A 16,510-nucleotide genomic window follows, 5' to 3' on the forward strand; every position below is an offset into this window, starting at 1 on the left:
TCAGCCTGCAGAGCATCCCTGAATGTCCACCGCGTGGTTGGCGCCGAGAACCGTGATCCGGATCTCGGACCGGTCCAACGCAAAGGGTGCGCCCGAGGCGCTGATCACCTCGGACCGGGCAATCAGAGTGCCGCCCTGCCGCTGTGTTTCGGGTTGCGAGGCCCAAAGGACCGGGTTCCCTGGCTCAATCACCGTAACCTCTTGCCCTCCGGCCGAAGGCATGGTCACCCGCGCCTCGATCTGCATCCCGTCCGAGGTCGGGGTCAGATGGCAGCTGGCCTTGGCCACTCGGGCTTCGCGGGCCGAGTAGGGGCGTTGCGCCAAAGCGGCTGCAATTGCGGGGTTGCGCCCGGCATTGGCGTCAACCTTGTGGTCGAAATCCAGACGCTGCGGGATGCACACGTCCTTGCAGACCCCCAGATCCATCTCACCACGCAGGCGCACAGGTTTGGCGGGGTTCTTTGGCGTAATCTCGACCGGCAGCACCAGTTGATCCTCGTAGCCGATGGATTTCAGGCCGTTCTGGTCAAAAATCTCGGGCGCGGGCCAGGTGATACGCACGTCGCCCACGTTTCCGGACCCGCTCCAATCGAATTGCGGCGGGATCCCGGCGTCGCCTGGCGCGCGCCAATAGGTCTTCCACCCCTCTTTCAGGGTCAGGCGCAGCGCGCCCAGATAGGTCCCATTGGCCGTGCGCCCGCCATCCAGAACATCAAGCGCAACAACCCCGTCCAAACCCTGCGCCGAGGCGGGTGCGGACAGGCCCAGACAGGCGAGCAGAAGGGCAACCGAAGATTTCATGCGAGTCATCATACCCCATTACATGCGCCGTGCGGACCTGAAATCCAAGTCACGTTCGGGTCACCTGTGTGAAATCTGCTGAAATCAGCTTTGCTCCCTTGCCAATACCAGTGCCGCAGGTTCATTGTTTAGGGGTAACGAGCAAGAGAAACCTCGCATGGACCTGACCGGAAAACTGTTGATTGCGATGCCGGGGATGGGCGATCCGCGCTTCGACCACTCGGTGGTGTATATCTGCAGCTACGGCGACGATGGGGCGATGGGGTTGATCATCAACAAACCCTCTGATCTGCGGTTCAAAACCCTGCTGGGGCAGCTCAACATCCCGTGTCGCATTCCTATCATAGGCGAGCGTCTGGTGCATTTTGGAGGCCCGGTCGAGATGTCGCGTGGCTTTGTTCTGCATAGCTCCGACTACGATGCGAACCTGCATTCGATGCAGATTTCGGATGACTTCAGCATGACGGCCACGCTGGATGTGCTGGAGGATATGGCCGCTGGGCGTGGCCCGCTGAACGCGATGCTGACGCTGGGCTATTCCGGCTGGGGCCCCGGTCAACTAGAGGATGAGATCGCGATGAATGGCTGGCTGACGGCGGATGCATCCTCGGAGTTGGTGTTCGATGTGCCCGATGACGACAAATGGGAAAAGGCCCTGGCTACGCTGGGTGTCGACCCGCTGACCCTATCGGCCAGCGCAGGCCGTGCCTAGCTAACTGTCGCGCGGCGCGGCGGCGCGGCGTAGACGGTCATTGATCGCAGCCCCCAGCCCATGATCGGGGATCGGTGAGACGGCGATCGGACGCCCGGTTTCATTCAGGCTGTGTAGCGCGGCGAACAGATTGGCCGCAGCCTCGGTCAGATTGCTTGTTTCAGACAGGTTCATGTCACAGGCGATCGGGCCGAACCCCAACAAAACCTCATCCCCTTGCACGGTTTCGGCATTCAACCTGACCGGTGCATCTGGCGCGTAGTGCGACTGCAACTGCCCCGGAGCGGTCAGCATATCTCCCGCTTTGTGCAGGTGAAGACGGGTGTTCAAGACGGTCTCGATCTGTTCCAACGCGACGCCTCCGGGGCGCAGCAGGCTGGGCTCTCCGGCCAGTCCGACGATGGTGGATTCCAACCCGACACCGCAGGGGCCGTCATCCAGAACGGCGGCGATCCGACCACCTAAGCCCGCATGAACATGTGCTGCCGTCGTTGGGCTAATCTGACCCGAGGGATTGGCCGATGGCGCCGCAACCGGCCCGTCAACTGCCGCCAGCAAAGCGCGCGCCGTAAGATGCGCAGGCACGCGAACGGCCAAAGTATCCAACCCTGCAGTAACCAGCGATGACACACCGTGCCCCGGCTTCAGCGGCAGAACCAAGGTCAGCGGACCGGGCCAGAACGCATTCGCCAAACGCTCGGCCTGATCCGACCACTGCACAAACCGCTGCGCCGCCTCAACCGAGGCGACATGGGCGATCAGCGGATTGAAACTGGGCCGACCCTTGGCCTCGTAAATCCCGGCCACGGCCTCACCGTCTCTAGCATCACCTCCCAGGCCATAGACCGTCTCGGTCGGGAAGGCGACCAGCAGGCCCTGACGCAACAGATCAGCGGCCCGGGCAATACCTTCGGGGTCGGCTGTTAGCTCAAGAGTGGTGGGGATCATATCTGGTGACGCCGCGTTTTGGTTGCTTGCAACATGGGGAAGAGTAGGTAATCCCAATACGCAAAGATGCATACCGGCGCTGATCGCAGATTCCAAGTGCGGCCGTGCCGACAGACCGCAAGGGAAGCCATGCCATACCGCGCCCCAGTTTCTGACTATGAATTCCTGTTCCGCCATGTGGTGGGTCTGGATCAGATCACGGCCACCGAGAGATTCGCTGACGCAACCCCGGATGTGGTCAGCGCGATCCTTACGGAAGCGGGCAAGATGTGCGAAGAGGTTCTTGCTCCGCTGCAACGCCCCGGTGATCTGGAACCGGCGCGTTTGGAAAATGGCGTCGTGCGCACCTCACCCGGATACTCGGACGGTTGGAAAGCCATCGCCGAAGGCGGCTGGATCGGGATGAGCGGTAGCCCCGACTATGGCGGCATGGGTCTGCCGATGGCCGTCACGTCGGCGGTCAATGAGATGATGAGCGCGGCCTGCCTGTCGCTGCAGGTGGCCCCCTTGATGTCGCAGGGTCAGATCGAAGCGCTTGAGGCGCATGCCAGTGACGAGCTCAAGGCGCTGTACCTGCCCAAGCTGATGTCGGGCGCCTATTCAGGCACGATGAACCTGACCGAGCCGCAGGCCGGATCGGATGTTGGTGCGTTGACGACGCGAGCAGAACCCAAAGGGGACGGTACCTATGCGGTCACCGGGCAGAAGATCTATATCTCCTGGGGCGACAACGATTTCTGCGAGAATATCTGCCATCTGGTTCTGGCCCGTCTGCCCGACGCGGTTCCGGGCACCAAGGGGATTTCGCTGTTTCTCGTGCCGAAATACTTGCCGGACGCACAGGGCAACCCCGGCGCGGCCAACGACCTAAGCGTCGTGTCGCTGGAACACAAGTTGGGTCTCCATGGCTCTCCGACCTGTGTCATGCAGTATGACGGGGCCACGGGTTGGCTGATCGGGCAGGAGCATGGCGGTATGGCGGCCATGTTCACCATGATGAACAACGCACGTCTGGGTGTCGGTGGTGAGGGTGTCGGCGTCGCCGAGGGCGCGTATCAGCACGCGCTGGCCTATGCGATGGAGCGGAAGCAGGGCAAGACGCCCTCGGGCACGATCATCGACCACGCGGATGTGCGCCGGATGCTGGCCGAAATGCGGGCGGATGTATTTGCGGCGCGGGCGATCATGCTGGCGAATGCCGCAGCGATTGATATGGCGCACGCGACCGGAGATGCCGACTGGGCCGCGCGGGCTGCTCTGCTGACCCCGATTGGCAAGGCTTTTGGCACTCAGACCGGGATGCGCGTCGCCGAGACTGGTGTACAGGTTCATGGCGGCATGGGCTTCGTCGAAGAAACAGGGGCAACCCAGTACTACCGCGATGTCCGCGTGACCGCGATTTATGAGGGAACCAACGGCATCCAAGCAATGGATTTGGTCGCCCGCAAGATGATGGACGGTGGAGACGCTGCTGCCAGCTTGCTCGATGAGATCGAAGATCACGCCGAAGAGGCCCGCTCCAAGATGCCCGATCTCGCCGGTCCGGTGTGGGAGGCCACGGAATCTCTGCGCGAAGCGACCGAGTGGATGGTGGCGCAGGACAATATGAATGCGCGCTTTGCGGGTGCCGCGGCCTACCTGCGCGCCTTTGCGCGGGTTTTGGGCGGGCACTACCATCTGGCCGCAGCCCTTGCCGATCCGGATGGCCCGCGGGCGCGACTGGCGCGCTACTACATCAATGCCTTGCTGCCCGAATATCTCGGTCTGCTGGCGCAGGCGCAGAACGGGGCGGATGACCTCTTTGCCCTCAGCGCCGAGGATCTGGGCGCGTGATGGACGGCGTGGAGCCATCGGGCATCCGATACCCTTGGCCCGAGCCGCCCGCCGCCGGTGAAGCCATCGAGATTGCCGAGGGCGTGTTGTGGATGCGCCTGCCGCTGCCGATGGCGCTGGACCATGTGAATATCTACGCGCTGGATGACGGCGACGGGTGGACGGTGATTGATACCGGGATGTCCTCGAACAAGACCCGCCGCATCTGGGCTGAGTTGATGTCGGGCCCTCTGGCCGGAAAGCCCATTCGGCGCGCTGTTGTCACCCATCACCATCCCGACCACGTGGGCAATGCAGGCTGGTTTCAGGCCGAACATGAGGTCGAGCTAGTGACCAGCCGCACCGCATGGCTGTTTTCGCGGATGCTCACGCTGGACGTGCAGGAGAACTGGCCGCAGGAGACGCTGGATTTCTACCAAAGCGCCGGGATGGACCCTGCCTTTCTGGAGAAGCGCAAGGCCGACCGTCCGTTCAACTTTGCCGATACGGTCTACCCCATGCCCCTCGGCTTCACGCGGGTCAAACAGGGTGACGTGATCCGCATCGGTGGGCGCGACTGGGACGTGCATATGGGCAACGGTCACGCGCCCGAACATGTAACACTCTGGAGCCGTGACGATCATCTGGTGCTGAGCGGCGATCAGATCCTCAGCTCGATCAGTCCCAATCTGGGGGTTTATGCGACCGAACCTATGGCCGATCCGGTCTCGGACTGGATCGAGGCCTGCGAGCGGCTGCAAAAGCTGGCCCGCCCGGATCATCTTGTTCTGGGGGGCCACAAACTGCCTTTCACCGGGTTGCCGTTGCGTATGCGTCAGCTGATCGAGAACCACCACGGCGCGTTGGAGCGTCTGCTGGCCTATCTCGACCAACCCAAAGCAGCCGCCGAGTGCTTTGCGCCGCTCTTCAAGCGTACCATTCGCGAAGGCGAATATGGGCTGGCGCTGGTTGAAGCGGTTGCACATATGAATCATCTTCATCACACTGGAGCTGTTACCCGGACGCGACGCGCGGACGGGGCGTGGACGTTTCAGCGCAAAGGGTGATGCATGCAGGACAAGATTGAAACCTCGGCTGAGGCTGCCGAAGCGGATGCCCTGCCGCGGTGCTATGAGGTTCATGCAGATTCCGAGGCCGAGTCCGGCACCCAGCCCCTGCCGGGGCAGTTGAAAAAACCTGTTGAAACCAAAAGCGCCGCGCAATGGGCGTATGAGCGTCTGATCCTCTATATCCAGAACTTCGAGAAAACACTGGATGGCGATCACGAGGTCGCAATGGGTTTTACCGGCGGTGACGCGGGTGTGATGCGTATTCAGGGGATGGGCTATTTCGATCCCGATATCATAACGTTTTTCGGCTCGGATGGAACAGGCGCGCGCACGCAGCTGGTGCAGCATGTCAGCCAGCTGAACGTGATGCTGCGCGCTTTGCCCAAATCGGTCGAGGACAAGCCTGCCAATCGCATAGGGTTCCGTCTGGCTGCGGATCTCGAAGACAGCTGACTTGCAATTCACGCCCGTACACCCTTGAATGAATGCATCATTCAAAGGTGTTCGCATGTCCATTTTTTCAACCGTTACAAATGCCTATTCCGGCGCCTGGGCAAGACGCAGGGTCTTTGTGCCCATCTATCTGGCGGTACGGTTGCTGCTGATCGCACTGGTCGCGCCCGGTGTCGCTCTGGCGGTCAATCTGGCGGTTTCGCTGTCCGATCAAACTGCGCTGACGGATCAGGATATCGCGGCCTTCATCCTCTCGCCCGCCGGGTTCATCGCGGCCATCGTGGTACTGAGCCTTTTTCTATTGGCCGAGGTGTTTGTCTTCGCGGTCATGGCAGCCTCTTTGAGGATGGGAGAGGCCGATCCGTGGCGCGCGGGCAGTGCGGCGATCGGTCTGGTCCTGTCGCGCCTGCCATCGCTATTCGGCTTTGCGGCCCGGTTCATTCTGCGGGTTTTGCTATTGGCGCTGCCGTTTCTGGCGGTTGCCGCGTTGATCGCATGGTGGACGCTGACCGAATACGACATCAACTACTACCTGACCTTCCACCCGCCCGCCTTTATGGTGGCTGTGGCCCTGATCGGCGCGGTGGCTCTGGCCATGGCTTGGGTGCTGATCCGCAAGCTGTCGGGCTGGGCTCTGTCACTTCATCTGGTGCTGTTTGAAAACGTCCACCCGGCGCATGTGTTCAATATCAGCACGTCCCGGATGGAGGGCAAACGCGGGCGCTTGAAACTGGCCTTGGTTGCATGGCTGGCGATGCGCCTTGCGATTGCAGCGGCGATTGCATGGGTGGCCGGGCTTTTGTTTGGACTGGTGCCGTTGCAAGGCAGCAGTAACCTAAAATTGGCGCTAACCTATAGCCTCGCGATTGCAGGGCTGTGGTCTCTGGCCGGGCTGGTACTGGCCGCCTCTGCGCTAGGCGCATTGGCGGTTCTGCTGGACAAGTTCTTTGAACCTCAGACGGATGAGCCGCCCCACCCCGAGCCGCGCCGCATACAGGCCTCGCTGTTCACAGCGGTTGGGCTGGCAGCAGCTGCCCTTCTGCTGGGTGGCTGGTTCGGCCACAATCTGCTGGAACGCGTTCAAGCCGAGGATCATGCCGATGTTATTGGCCACCGGGGGGCTGCGGCGCTGCGGCCCGAAAACACCATGGCCTCCGTTCTTAAAGCGATCGAAGATGGCGCGGATTGGGTTGAGATCGACGTACAGGAAACAGCCGATGGCGTTGTCATCGTGGCCCATGACAGTGACTTCATGAAACTGGCCGGGGTCCCGACAAAAATCTGGGACGCCACGATGGAGGATGTAGAAACCATCAACATCGGCAGTTGGTTTGGCCCTGAATATGCCGACCAGCGCACCCCAACCCTGCGTGAGGTGCTGGAGGCCGCCAAAGGCAAATCCAAAGTCATTATCGAGCTGAAGTATTACGGCCACGATGTCGATCTGGAAAACCGGGTCGCCGCGTTGGTCGAAGAATTCGAGATGCAGGACGACATCGCCACCATGTCGCTGAAATATCCGGCCGTGCAAAAGATGAAGGTGCTGCGCCCGGATTGGCGCGCGGGTGTGTTGGCTGCGACGGCGGTGGGCAATCTGGCGGGACTGGAAGGCGATTTTGTTGCGGTGAACGCGGCAACCGTGTCCCCGGGACTGATCCGCTCGGTCCACGCGGCAGGCAAGGAGATCTATGTCTGGACGGTGAACGACCCGCTGCAGATGTCGGCAATGGCCTCGATGGGGGTGGACGGGCTGATTACGGACCGTCCCGCCATGGCGCGCGAAGTTCTACGCGTCCGCGCCGAGATGGGCCCAGCAGAGCGCGTGCTGCTTTGGCTTGCCACAACCTTTGGCATGACCGTCGATACCGAGGCGATGCGCGATGACAGCCCGTAAACTGGCGCTGGGTCTTTTCCTAGTGGTCAGCCCGGCCACAGCTCAAGACCTGATGCGCGCGGTCGAGATGCCCTCGCACCGTGCCCTGATCGCACAACGCGGCGATACCGAACTGATCCCGTTCGAAACTGACGGATGCTCGGGCGGGTTATCGGCCAGTTGGCGCTGGGTGGCCGATACGTTCCCTCAGATCGGTGAGTTGTATCAGGAACATCCGCCTTGGGAGTATTGCTGCGTGACTCATGATCGTGCCTATCACAACGCCGCTGACGCGCAGACTGCCGCAGAAAGCTATGATGCACGCCTTGCTGCCGATCAGGCTTTGCAGGTCTGTGTCGAAACCCATGGCGAGACCCACGCGCAGGCCTATGCGGAACGCTATGACATGACGCCCGAGCAGATCCGCTCGGTCCATTCGCTGACCTCGGACGCCCTCTACGGCGCGGTCCGATTCGGTGGCGGCCCCTGCAGCGGACTGCCGTGGCGCTGGGGATTTGGCTATCCGGGGTGTTTTGTGTTGGGTGACAGGACCCCTGCGCTGGAATGACGTGGTGACAGCCCCGAAAATTTCGATTATCCAGCGATAAAACACGCGAACTGGGAATCTGAGACTCATGGCTGAACACAAGCACGGCGAAATGGACATCACCGTTCAAACCAAAACCTTTGAGGGCTTCATCAAGGCCACCGTCTGGTGCTGTGTCGCCATCGCGATACTGGCGTTCCTGCTGGCGCTTTACGCGTCCTAAATCTTTCGGGGTCGACCGTGTTCAGAATTTTGATCGCCTGCCTGCTGGCGGCAACAGTGGCTGGTTGCGCGAATTCTAAACGCCCTCAGGCAGATCAGGCTGAGATCGTGTCGCGGTCTTACCGTGATCCTGGGCCGTCGACCTTGACGCTCTATACGATGATCAACACGCGCTCCGGTTCGGGGGCGCATACCTCGTTGATGATTGGTGCCAGCGAGAGGGTTATATTTGACCCAGCAGGCTCGTTCCGGGCGGATATCGTTCCGGTGCGGGATGATGTTCTCTATGGCATCACCCCAGCGGTTGAGCGCGCCTATCGCAGCTCTCACGCGCGCGAGACGCATTTTGCCCGCATCCAGACCATTCAGGTGACGCCGCAACAGGCTGAGATCGCGCTGCAATTGGCCAAGCAGACCGGGCCTGTCGCAGGGTCTTTTTGCGCCAATTCAACCGCGCGGCTGTTGCAGCAGGTGCCCGGCTTCGAGCAGATCGAAGTGACCTTCTTTCCGATCAAACTTTCGGAACAGTTCGCCGAAATTCCCGGTGTCATCACTGAAGAATATCGCGAGAATGACGATGCCGATCTGCAAAAAGGTCTGGCAGCCAACAACGCCGCTCTGAACCAGCTGGACGCGGCTTCAAGCCAGTAGATAAAGCAGACCGTAAAGTGTGGCCGCGCCGGAAAAGATCGCTGCCAGCACGTTTTTGGTGAACACTCCAACAGACAGCGTCACCGCCGCAGCTGCCATTCGGGCCGCATCGGGTTGGCCTTCGGTCGCGGCTGGCCACACGACCAGCGGCGCGATCAGAGCGGGCAGGATCGCCACGGCAGTGTAGCGCAGGTGGCGCAGCAGCCAGGGTGGCATCGGGCGGTCTCCGACAAAGCCGATGAACACAAAGCGCAGGGCAAAGCTGCCGATGGCCAGGCCGACAATGACGGTCCACATGGTGGTGGGGTCGATCTGCGTCATGCGCGCGCCTTTCTGCGGTCTAGTATCACCTCGGCCTGTGCACCTGCGATCATGCCTGCGGTTCCGGCGATCAGCAGGCCCAGATTGAACGGTACGCTCACGGCCAGCAACGACACGACCAAAGCTACTAGGGCCGCAATGACATGGGGCAGCGTCCGCATCATCGGCCCCAGCATGGCCAGAAAGGTAATTGGCAAGGCAAAATCCAAAGCCCAGCTTTCGGGAATCCGGGTGCCCAAAACCGCGCCCAGATAGGTCGCCAAAATCCAACAGGGTGTGATCGGCGTGACCGAACCGACGAAGTAAGCCATGCGCTGCGGCACGGTCATCTTTGGCTCTTTCTCGAACTGCACGATCGAACAGGCATAAGATTGGTCAACCGTCAGATAGGCGGCGCAGGCCCGCTGCCACATTGGGGCAGCCCCCAGAAAGGGCGTCAGTGAGGCTGAATACATCGCCACTCTCAAATTCACCGCAAGGGCCGAGGCCAGTACAATGGCTGTCGGCGCGTTCTCCTGCAGCAATTGCAGGGCGGTGAATTGCGCTGCTCCGGCGAAAACCGTGGCCGAGAATGCGACGACCTGAACGATATCCAGCCCGGCCTCGGCGGCGAAAACCCCGAACAGGGTGCCAAATGGAATCGCGACAAAAATGAAGGGTGTCCCGTCGCGAAACCCTTTCCAGAAGTATGACTTGGATGTGGCGTCTGCCATGGCTAAATCCTATGGTATTCGCAGCAGCAGTAGCGGTCTTGGGAAGGGGTTGCAATTGGTGACAGAACTGGATGTCTCGGACTATATCATCGCCCCCGATCCCGGCGCGGCCCGTTTGACGCGCGCCGTCGTAGGTGTGGACCAGAATGGTGAAGTCAGCCAGATTTCGGTGGTCGAGGAGCGCCCGCTGACGATCTTCCTCAATTCCCAGGAAATCGTGACCGCGATGACCATTGGCGACTATCCCGAGTATCTGGCGCTGGGCTTCCTGCGCAATCAGGGGATGTTGCTGGCTGATGATGAAATCACACGGGTTGACTATGACGATGACCTCGAAACCGTAGTTGTGCGGACAGCGCGCGAAACCTCCTATGAGGACAAGCTGAAGAAAAAGACCCGCACCAGCGGCTGTGCCGTGGGCACGGTCTTTGGCGACATGATGGAGGGGTTGGAAGACGTGCGCCTGCCGCAAGTGTCGGTCCGGACCTCGTGGCTCTACGATCTGGCCGCCAAGATCAATCGTACGCCTTCTTTGTACCTTGAGGCCGGCGCGATTCACGGCACGGTTCTCTGCCATGAAAACCGGCCGCTTGTGTATATGGAGGATGTGGGTCGCCACAACGCCGTCGACAAAATCGCCGGCTGGATGCTGTCCGAGAACGAGACGGCGGAGGACAAGATCCTCTACACCACCGGGCGTTTGACCTCTGAAATGGTGATCAAAACGGCGATGATGGGCATTCCGGTTCTGGCGTCCCGGTCCGGTTTCACCGCCTGGGGCGTCGAGATCGCCCGCGAGGTCGGCCTGACCCTGATCGGCCGCATGCGCGGGCAGCGCTTTGTGTGCCTGTCCGGCGAGGATCGCCTGCTGCGCGACGTGGACCCGGCAAGCGTGGCCGCCGAGGACAAGAAACATCGCCGGAAAAGTGCCAATGGCTGATGGTATAACCAAACCCCTCGGAGTGATACTCGCAGGTGGCCTTGCGACCCGGATGGGAGGCGGCGACAAAGGGCTTTTGCAGATCGGCGGGCAAAGCTTGTTGTCTCATGTAATCGACCGGCTCGACCCGCAGGTGGATGGCCTCGCGTTGAACGCAAACGGAGACGCAGCGCGATTTGCGGAATGGAATCTGCCCGTTCTGCCAGACTCGATTGAAGGGTTTGCAGGCCCTTTGGCTGGGGTTTTGGCCGGGCTGGATTGGGCAGCAGAACTGGGGGCTGACAGTATCGTCACCGCCGCCGCAGACACGCCGTTCTTCCCGCGTGATTTGGTTGCGCGGCTGACCGAGGCTGCTCAAGGTCAAACGCACCCTTTGGTCCTTGCCACGACGCCCCGCACCGGGGACGAGGCTTTGAAGTCAGGCGGCAAGCGGGTCAACCGACACCCGACATTTGGCCTCTGGCCCGTGGCGCTGCGAGATGATCTACGTACCGCTTTGAACGACGGGCTGCGTAAGGTCGTACTGTGGACCGACAAGCATGACGGGCGCGAGGCGCTGTTTCCCGCAGACCCGTTCGATCCGTTCTTCAATGTAAACACACCGGACGACCTCGCGCGCGCCGAAAAACTGTTGGAGCAGGCATGAGGATCTACGGCGTCACCGGCTGGAAGAACGCAGGCAAAACCGGGTTGATGGAACGACTGGTGGCCGAGATCACTGGACGCGGTTTCACCGTCTCGACTGTCAAACATGCGCATCATTCCTTTGACGTCGATCAGCCGGGTCGCGACAGCCATCGCCACAGAATGGCAGGCGCCAGCGAGGTTCTTCTGGCCTCGGGGCAGCGCGTCGCCCTGATGCAGGAGCTGCGCGGCGCGGATGAGCCTAAGCTGGTCTCTCTGCTCGCTCGCCTCTCGCCGGTCGATCTGGTGTTGATCGAGGGCTACAAACGCGAACGCCACCCCAAGGTCGAAGCCTTCCGCGCCGAGCCGGGCAATGACCTGATCGCCCCGTCGGATGACACGATCCGCGCTGTGGCCAGTGATACTCCTATGGAGTTGGGCCGACCCGTGTTCGATCTGAACGACACGGCGGCCATTGCGGATTTCATCCTCTCCGAGGTTGGTTTGTGAGCCTTTTCGACAGCTTTGCGATGGTCGATTGGTCCGGTGGCAACGACACTGGACCGCGCCCTCGCAAAGATGCCATCTGGGCCTGCGTGGTGCGCGACGGCGCAGTGCAGGCGTTGGACTATCTGCGCAATCGGGTGGTTGCCGAGGATTGGCTGCGCGACCTGATCGACACTGAACTGTCTGCAGGACGTCGCCTGATGCTGGGGTTTGATTTCCCCTTCGGCTATCCCGCAGGCTTTGCCAAGGCGATCACCGGGACACATGATCCGCTTGCTCTGTGGGATTGGTTCGAAGACCAGATCGAGGACTCTCTGACCGCCAACAACCGCTTTGACCTCGCCGGTCGGATCAATATGAGCTTCGGCGGCAAAGGCCCGTTCTGGATGAATGGCCTGCGGCGCGATATTGCCGGGTTGCCGCGCACGAAACAGGACTATCGCAACCCGTTTCCGGATCGACGCGCGGTGGAGCATTTGGCCAAGGGCAGTTTTACCTGCTGGCAAATGGCAGGCGCAGGCGCCGTCGGCGGACAGGTGATGATGGGTCTGCCCGTGTTGAACCGGCTCCGCCACAATTTCGCGGGCAAGATCGCCATTTGGCCCTTTCAGCCACTGGATAAACCGGTGGCGTTTGTCGAGATCTGGCCCTCGCTCAACCTTGGTGCAGCGCCCCCGGATCGGATCAAGGATGCGTGGCAGGTCGAACAGGTTGCCTTGACTCTGTCGCGGATGACGGATCAGGAATTGGACAGACAGTTGAACGTTTCAACCTCAGAGGAGGGGTGGATCTTGGGTGTAGCGCAGGACAAACCGAACATATCGCCTCCGCCATTGCGAAACGATTGTTTTGCCTTGCCTGCCGGGGTGAACTGGACGCCCGTGGATGATGCGCTCGCGTTGCTGCGGGATCGGTTGCGCCCCGTCACAGGGGCCGAGGTGGTGCCGCTTGCGCAGGCCATGGGCCGCGTTCTGGCCGAGGATGTGGTGGCGCAGCGCTCGAACCCGCCGCAGCCCAACACGGCGGTGGATGGCTACGGGTTTGCAGGCCCCGTGACCGAAGGCGCGCAGGTGATGCCGCTGACCGAAGGGCGTGCAGCGGCGGGTATTCCGTTCGACGGCACGGTTCCCTCAGGCCACGCGTTGCGCATCCTGACCGGCGCGGCTCTGCCAGAAGGCGTGGACACGGTCATCCTGGAAGAGGACGTGACGGTTCAGGACGGTCACATTGCCTTTCACGGCCCGTTGAAACAGGGCGCAAACACGCGCCGCGCGGGTGAGGATATTGCAGCAGGAGAGGTGGCCCTGACAGCCGGTCGCAAGCTGACACCGGCCGATATGGCGCTTTTGTCAGCGGTCGGTATTTCCGAGGTGGCCGTGCGCAAACCTCTGCGCGTGGCCGTTCTGTCCACCGGGGATGAACTTGTAGAGCCGGGCGGGACAGCAGGTGTCGGGCAGATATATGATGCGAACCGGCCCATGTTGCTGTCTTTGATCGACCGCATGGGCTTTGTGCCGGTCGACCTGGGGCGCGTCGCCGACGACCGCGAAACCCTAAGGGCAAGGTTGGATGAGGCCGCAACGCAGGCCGATGTGATCCTGACCAGCGGCGGCGCTTCGGCGGGGGATGAGGACCATGTCTCGGCCTTATTGCGCGAGGCGGGGGCGATGCAGGAATGGCGGATTGCCCTCAAACCCGGTCGCCCTCTGGCTCTGGGTATGTGGTCGGGCACACCGGTCTTTGGCCTACCCGGCAACCCGGTGGCCGCCAAGGTCTGTACCTTGATCTTCGCCCGCCCTGCCCTGTGCCAGATGTCGGGGCAGGGGTGGGAGGAACCACAGGGCTTCGAAGTGCCCGCCGGTTTTGAGAAACGCAAGAAACCCGGTCGCCGCGAATATCTGCGCGCGCGTATTCGCGAGGGGCGGGTCGAGGTTTTCCACTCGGAAGGCTCTGGCCGGATCAGCGGGCTAAGCTGGGCCGAGGGGCTGGTTGAGATCGAAGACGGCGCGCGCCACGTCCAGCCGGGCGATCTGGTGCGCTTTATCCCTTACGGCAGTTTTGGGCTGTGACGGTCACGGTTTCCAAAGGCTTTAAAGAGGCTGAAAGACCCCAAGCCGCAGCCCTGTTCTGGCAGGCCTTTGCGGCCAAGTTGCACAAGGTGATGGGACCGGATGAAAAAGGGTTGGCCTTCTTTGGAACGGCCCTCGACCCGGAATTCGCGCTGGTTGCTCGTGATGCTGAAGGCCGGATGCTGGGCCTAGCGGGTTTTAAGACCAACAAAGGCGGCTTGGCGGGAGGCAGTCTGTCGGACCTTGCATGCGTCTATGGCTGGTTCGGGGCGCTCTGGCGCGGCGTGGTTCTGAGCGTGTTAGAGCGCGATCTGCAGCCCGGTGTGTTCCAGATGGACGGCATCTTTGTCGCGGCCGAGGCCCGCGGGCAGGGCATAGGCACAACACTGCTCTCTGCCATCAAGGCCGAGGCTCAGCGCCGTGGTATGGTCGAGGTGCAGTTGGATGTGATCGACACCAATCTACGGGCAAAGGCCCTGTACGAACGCGAAGGGTTCAAACCTGTGGGTGTCGAGAAGACGGGTCCATTTCGGCACCTGTTCGGCTTCAGCCGCGCCACCAAGATGAGCTGGCCTGTACCTGCCGCCTAGTCGAAGGTGCCAGCCACGCGCCCCAACAACATGAAGGCCCGCGCGGTTCTTGTATCACCAAGGGCGGTCAGTTCCGCGTCACTAGCATTGGCTTCGAATTCGACGATCATATTGTCGAAGCGGCGCAGGAAATGGTGTGCGGCATCCCGGAAAATTGGGTCCTGTTTCATCCGCGCCGCCGTCAGCGCCAGCGACGAGCGATCCCGAATCCCGCCCAAAGCCGCAACCGAGCGTCCGCGTGCGCCCTGCGCAAACTGACGCCAGACTTCGGGGCGGGCCATATCGGGGCGGAGGTCATCCATATAGATGCCTTCTTGGCTGAGCAGGGTCAGGACATCCTGCGAGGCCTGCACCAGTTTGGAGGCTTTTCGATCCTTCAACGCCATCCGAAGCGCGGTGAACCCTTCGGTGTCTTTCTCGGTCTCGGGGAAGTTCAGCGCGCGGATGAAGGTATCGGTGGTCAGCGGCGGTGTAATCTCTTCGGCGGTGGTGCCCAGCGCCAGCGAGGTTTGCCCTCCCCGCGCAGATGGGTCGACCTGCAAGGGTTCACGCCGCTTGCTGGAGAAGGTGGCCAAGGCGTCCTCGGCCTTTTTCGTCGCAGCGGCGATTTCGTCCAGCTTCTTGGACACCGTCGGCTCATACGAGCTGGCGGCGCGCTGTTGTTGAACAACATAGGCCTGACGGATCGCATCAATCGCGGTTTGCAACCGGGCGCTTTCCTCGCGCATGACGCGGCTGGCACGCATCGCCGTTGCGGCAACCCAGATCATCGCCACCGGCAGGAAAACCGCCAACAGGGTCACAATGAACCCGCCGCCCTGTGTCTGGTCGGGCAGCACAAGGAACACGACCGAGACCACCAACCAGATGACACTCAGCACTCCGGCCACAATCTCGATCGAGGTCACAGACGGGCGCTGAGGGCGATCATAGATGCCCAGAGAGGTCGGCCGTTCGCTTTCCTGGTCAGGTTGTGGCCCCGACATGACAGACCCTCCGGGTCAGGCGAATTCGATATTGAGAACTTCGTAGGAACGTACACCGCCGGGCGTGCGAACTTCGACACTGTCGCCTTCGTCCTTGCCAATCAAGGCGCGGGCCATGGGCGATTTGATGTTCAGAAGGCCTTTTTCGATATTGGCCTCGTATTCACCCACGATCTGCCAGGTCTTTTCCTCATCGGTGTCTTCATCGACCAGCGTGACCTTGGCGCCGAACTTGATCGCACCCGACAGTTTGGCCGGATCAATTACATCGGCCAGCGACAGGATGCCCTCAAGCTCTTTGATGCGGCCTTCGATAAAGCCCTGCTTTTCCCGGGCCGAGTGGTATTCGGCGTTTTCCTTCAAATCACCCAGTTCGCGGGCCGAAGCGATAGCTTCGATGATCGCCGGGCGCTCGACGGATTTGAGGTTTTTCAGCTCCGCCTCGAGCGCGGCATTGCCCGCAGGCGTCATTGGAATCTTTTCCATAATCTTGTTGTCCACGCATAAATTGAGCCGCCCCGCCGCGGGGAAAGCGTCGGGGCGAATGATGGGTCGTTCAGTACCTGACCCAAATGGAGCGTGAAATGCAAGAGGCCAAGAGGGCGTCACACGTCGATTTGCGACTTAACGCCGTTTCGCTGAGGCGGTTCGCGCCTGTGGCGGTGATCCGG

General features: G+C 61.3%; 19 protein-coding genes. 13 read left to right on the forward strand and 6 right to left on the reverse strand.

Annotated elements, in window-relative coordinates:
- Positions 1-810 carry a protein-disulfide reductase DsbD domain-containing protein gene (locus ACR0IP_RS19130; RefSeq protein WP_480527323.1) on the reverse strand — a complete coding sequence of 270 codons (810 nt, stop codon included), beginning with the start codon at positions 808-810 and terminating at the stop codon, positions 1-3.
- A 148-nt stretch (positions 811-958) separates the two neighbouring features.
- Between ACR0IP_RS19130 and ACR0IP_RS19135 the strand changes: the two genes are divergently transcribed.
- A complete protein-coding gene (locus ACR0IP_RS19135; RefSeq protein WP_170379089.1) occupies positions 959-1,513 on the forward strand; it encodes a YqgE/AlgH family protein in 555 nt (184 codons plus the stop codon).
- On the opposite strand, the gene ACR0IP_RS19140 is transcribed toward ACR0IP_RS19135, so the two are convergent.
- Positions 1,514-2,461, reverse strand: coding sequence for an L-threonylcarbamoyladenylate synthase (locus ACR0IP_RS19140; RefSeq protein ID WP_480527326.1), 948 nt, complete (start codon positions 2,459-2,461; stop codon positions 1,514-1,516).
- A 129-nt stretch (positions 2,462-2,590) separates the two neighbouring features.
- Here ACR0IP_RS19140 and ACR0IP_RS19145 point away from each other — a divergent pair, with 129 nt between their 5' ends.
- The 7 genes from ACR0IP_RS19145 to ACR0IP_RS19175 all read left to right on the forward strand — a co-directional run bounded on the left by ACR0IP_RS19145 (position 2,591) and on the right by ACR0IP_RS19175 (position 9,089).
- Entirely contained in the window at positions 2,591-4,294 is a 1,704-nt protein-coding gene (locus ACR0IP_RS19145; protein WP_170691568.1) for an acyl-CoA dehydrogenase, read from the forward strand.
- Positions 4,294-5,340: an MBL fold metallo-hydrolase gene (locus ACR0IP_RS19150; RefSeq protein ID WP_480527453.1), complete on the forward strand. Its 1,047-nt coding sequence runs from the start codon at positions 4,294-4,296 to the stop codon at positions 5,338-5,340. Before ACR0IP_RS19145 ends, ACR0IP_RS19150 begins: the two co-directional genes overlap by 1 nt.
- Before the next feature lie 3 nt (positions 5,341-5,343).
- Positions 5,344-5,796 (forward strand): DUF6173 family protein, encoded by a 453-nt coding sequence (locus ACR0IP_RS19155; protein ID WP_170379083.1) that lies wholly within the window; start codon positions 5,344-5,346, stop codon positions 5,794-5,796.
- A 55-nt stretch (positions 5,797-5,851) separates the two neighbouring features.
- Positions 5,852-7,690 carry a glycerophosphodiester phosphodiesterase gene (locus tag ACR0IP_RS19160; RefSeq protein WP_480527328.1) on the forward strand — a complete coding sequence of 613 codons (1,839 nt, stop codon included), beginning with the start codon at positions 5,852-5,854 and terminating at the stop codon, positions 7,688-7,690.
- Positions 7,677-8,237 (forward strand): hypothetical protein, encoded by a 561-nt coding sequence (locus tag ACR0IP_RS19165; protein WP_480527330.1) that lies wholly within the window; start codon positions 7,677-7,679, stop codon positions 8,235-8,237. The genes ACR0IP_RS19160 and ACR0IP_RS19165 overlap by 14 nt, the downstream gene beginning before the upstream one ends.
- Positions 8,238-8,304: 67 nt before the next feature.
- A complete protein-coding gene (locus ACR0IP_RS19170) occupies positions 8,305-8,439 on the forward strand; it encodes an aa3-type cytochrome c oxidase subunit IV (protein ID WP_170379077.1) in 135 nt (44 codons plus the stop codon).
- A 17-nt stretch (positions 8,440-8,456) separates the two neighbouring features.
- Positions 8,457-9,089, forward strand: a complete 633-nt coding sequence (locus ACR0IP_RS19175; RefSeq protein ID WP_170379075.1) for a hypothetical protein — start codon at positions 8,457-8,459, stop codon at positions 9,087-9,089.
- On the opposite strand, the gene ACR0IP_RS19180 is transcribed toward ACR0IP_RS19175, so the two are convergent.
- Positions 9,078-9,410, reverse strand: a complete 333-nt coding sequence (locus tag ACR0IP_RS19180) for an AzlD domain-containing protein (RefSeq protein WP_170553701.1) — start codon at positions 9,408-9,410, stop codon at positions 9,078-9,080. The two genes, ACR0IP_RS19175 and ACR0IP_RS19180, sit on opposite strands and share 12 nt — an antisense overlap.
- Entirely contained in the window at positions 9,407-10,123 is a 717-nt protein-coding gene (locus ACR0IP_RS19185; protein ID WP_170691563.1) for an AzlC family ABC transporter permease, read from the reverse strand. Before ACR0IP_RS19185 ends, ACR0IP_RS19180 begins: the two co-directional genes overlap by 4 nt.
- Here ACR0IP_RS19185 and ACR0IP_RS19190 point away from each other — a divergent pair.
- From ACR0IP_RS19190 to ACR0IP_RS19210, 5 genes are read left to right on the forward strand one after another with little or no spacing between them, the layout of a single operon-like run.
- Positions 10,122-11,063 carry a formate dehydrogenase accessory sulfurtransferase FdhD gene (locus ACR0IP_RS19190; RefSeq protein WP_480527333.1) on the forward strand — a complete coding sequence of 314 codons (942 nt, stop codon included), beginning with the start codon at positions 10,122-10,124 and terminating at the stop codon, positions 11,061-11,063. The two genes, ACR0IP_RS19185 and ACR0IP_RS19190, sit on opposite strands and share 2 nt — an antisense overlap.
- A complete protein-coding gene (mobA, locus tag ACR0IP_RS19195; protein WP_170691562.1) occupies positions 11,056-11,709 on the forward strand; it encodes a molybdenum cofactor guanylyltransferase MobA in 654 nt (217 codons plus the stop codon). Before ACR0IP_RS19190 ends, mobA begins: the two co-directional genes overlap by 8 nt.
- Positions 11,706-12,197: a molybdopterin-guanine dinucleotide biosynthesis protein B gene (gene mobB, locus ACR0IP_RS19200; protein WP_170379066.1), complete on the forward strand. Its 492-nt coding sequence runs from the start codon at positions 11,706-11,708 to the stop codon at positions 12,195-12,197. The genes mobA and mobB overlap by 4 nt, the downstream gene beginning before the upstream one ends.
- A gap of 20 nt (positions 12,198-12,217) precedes the next feature.
- Complete coding sequence (locus tag ACR0IP_RS19205; protein ID WP_480527454.1) at positions 12,218-14,263, forward strand: molybdopterin-binding protein; 2,046 nt, start codon at positions 12,218-12,220, stop codon at positions 14,261-14,263.
- Positions 14,260-14,853, forward strand: a complete 594-nt coding sequence (locus ACR0IP_RS19210) for a GNAT family N-acetyltransferase (protein WP_480527336.1) — start codon at positions 14,260-14,262, stop codon at positions 14,851-14,853. Before ACR0IP_RS19205 ends, ACR0IP_RS19210 begins: the two co-directional genes overlap by 4 nt.
- Here ACR0IP_RS19210 and ACR0IP_RS19215 read toward each other — a convergent pair.
- Together ACR0IP_RS19215 and greA are read right to left on the reverse strand one after the other, a co-directional pair.
- Positions 14,850-15,839 carry a hypothetical protein gene (locus tag ACR0IP_RS19215; RefSeq protein ID WP_480527338.1) on the reverse strand — a complete coding sequence of 330 codons (990 nt, stop codon included), beginning with the start codon at positions 15,837-15,839 and terminating at the stop codon, positions 14,850-14,852. The genes ACR0IP_RS19210 and ACR0IP_RS19215 overlap by 4 nt on opposite strands.
- Before the next feature lie 15 nt (positions 15,840-15,854).
- The gene (gene greA, locus ACR0IP_RS19220; protein ID WP_170379061.1) at positions 15,855-16,325 is read right to left on the reverse strand and encodes a transcription elongation factor GreA; all 471 of its coding nucleotides are present in this window, start codon (positions 16,323-16,325) and stop codon (positions 15,855-15,857) included.
- Positions 16,326-16,510: the final 185 nt, after the last annotated feature.

Source organism: Ruegeria sp. AL11, assembly GCF_056540865.1.

Bases quoted from the DNA above. Each gene is read 5' to 3' on its own strand.
- ACR0IP_RS19130 (WP_480527323.1), bottom strand. From the start codon at position 810: ATGACTCGCATGAAATCTTCGGTTGCCCTTCTGCTCGCCTGTCTGGGC.
- ACR0IP_RS19135 (WP_170379089.1), top strand. From the start codon at position 959: ATGGACCTGACCGGAAAACTGTTGATTGCGATGCCGGGGATGGGCGAT.
- ACR0IP_RS19140 (WP_480527326.1), bottom strand. From the start codon at position 2,461: ATGATCCCCACCACTCTTGAGCTAACAGCCGACCCCGAAGGTATTGCC.
- ACR0IP_RS19145 (WP_170691568.1), top strand. From the start codon at position 2,591: ATGCCATACCGCGCCCCAGTTTCTGACTATGAATTCCTGTTCCGCCAT.
- ACR0IP_RS19150 (WP_480527453.1), top strand. From the start codon at position 4,294: ATGGACGGCGTGGAGCCATCGGGCATCCGATACCCTTGGCCCGAGCCG.
- ACR0IP_RS19155 (WP_170379083.1), top strand. From the start codon at position 5,344: ATGCAGGACAAGATTGAAACCTCGGCTGAGGCTGCCGAAGCGGATGCC.
- ACR0IP_RS19160 (WP_480527328.1), top strand. From the start codon at position 5,852: ATGTCCATTTTTTCAACCGTTACAAATGCCTATTCCGGCGCCTGGGCA.
- ACR0IP_RS19165 (WP_480527330.1), top strand. From the start codon at position 7,677: ATGACAGCCCGTAAACTGGCGCTGGGTCTTTTCCTAGTGGTCAGCCCG.
- ACR0IP_RS19170 (WP_170379077.1), top strand. From the start codon at position 8,305: ATGGCTGAACACAAGCACGGCGAAATGGACATCACCGTTCAAACCAAA.
- ACR0IP_RS19180 (WP_170553701.1), bottom strand. From the start codon at position 9,410: ATGACGCAGATCGACCCCACCACCATGTGGACCGTCATTGTCGGCCTG.
- ACR0IP_RS19190 (WP_480527333.1), top strand. From the start codon at position 10,122: ATGGCTAAATCCTATGGTATTCGCAGCAGCAGTAGCGGTCTTGGGAAG.
- ACR0IP_RS19185 (WP_170691563.1), bottom strand. From the start codon at position 10,123: ATGGCAGACGCCACATCCAAGTCATACTTCTGGAAAGGGTTTCGCGAC.
- mobA (WP_170691562.1), top strand. From the start codon at position 11,056: ATGGCTGATGGTATAACCAAACCCCTCGGAGTGATACTCGCAGGTGGC.
- mobB (WP_170379066.1), top strand. From the start codon at position 11,706: ATGAGGATCTACGGCGTCACCGGCTGGAAGAACGCAGGCAAAACCGGG.
- ACR0IP_RS19205 (WP_480527454.1), top strand. From the start codon at position 12,218: ATGGTCGATTGGTCCGGTGGCAACGACACTGGACCGCGCCCTCGCAAA.
- ACR0IP_RS19215 (WP_480527338.1), bottom strand. From the start codon at position 15,839: ATGTCGGGGCCACAACCTGACCAGGAAAGCGAACGGCCGACCTCTCTG.
- greA (WP_170379061.1), bottom strand. From the start codon at position 16,325: ATGGAAAAGATTCCAATGACGCCTGCGGGCAATGCCGCGCTCGAGGCG.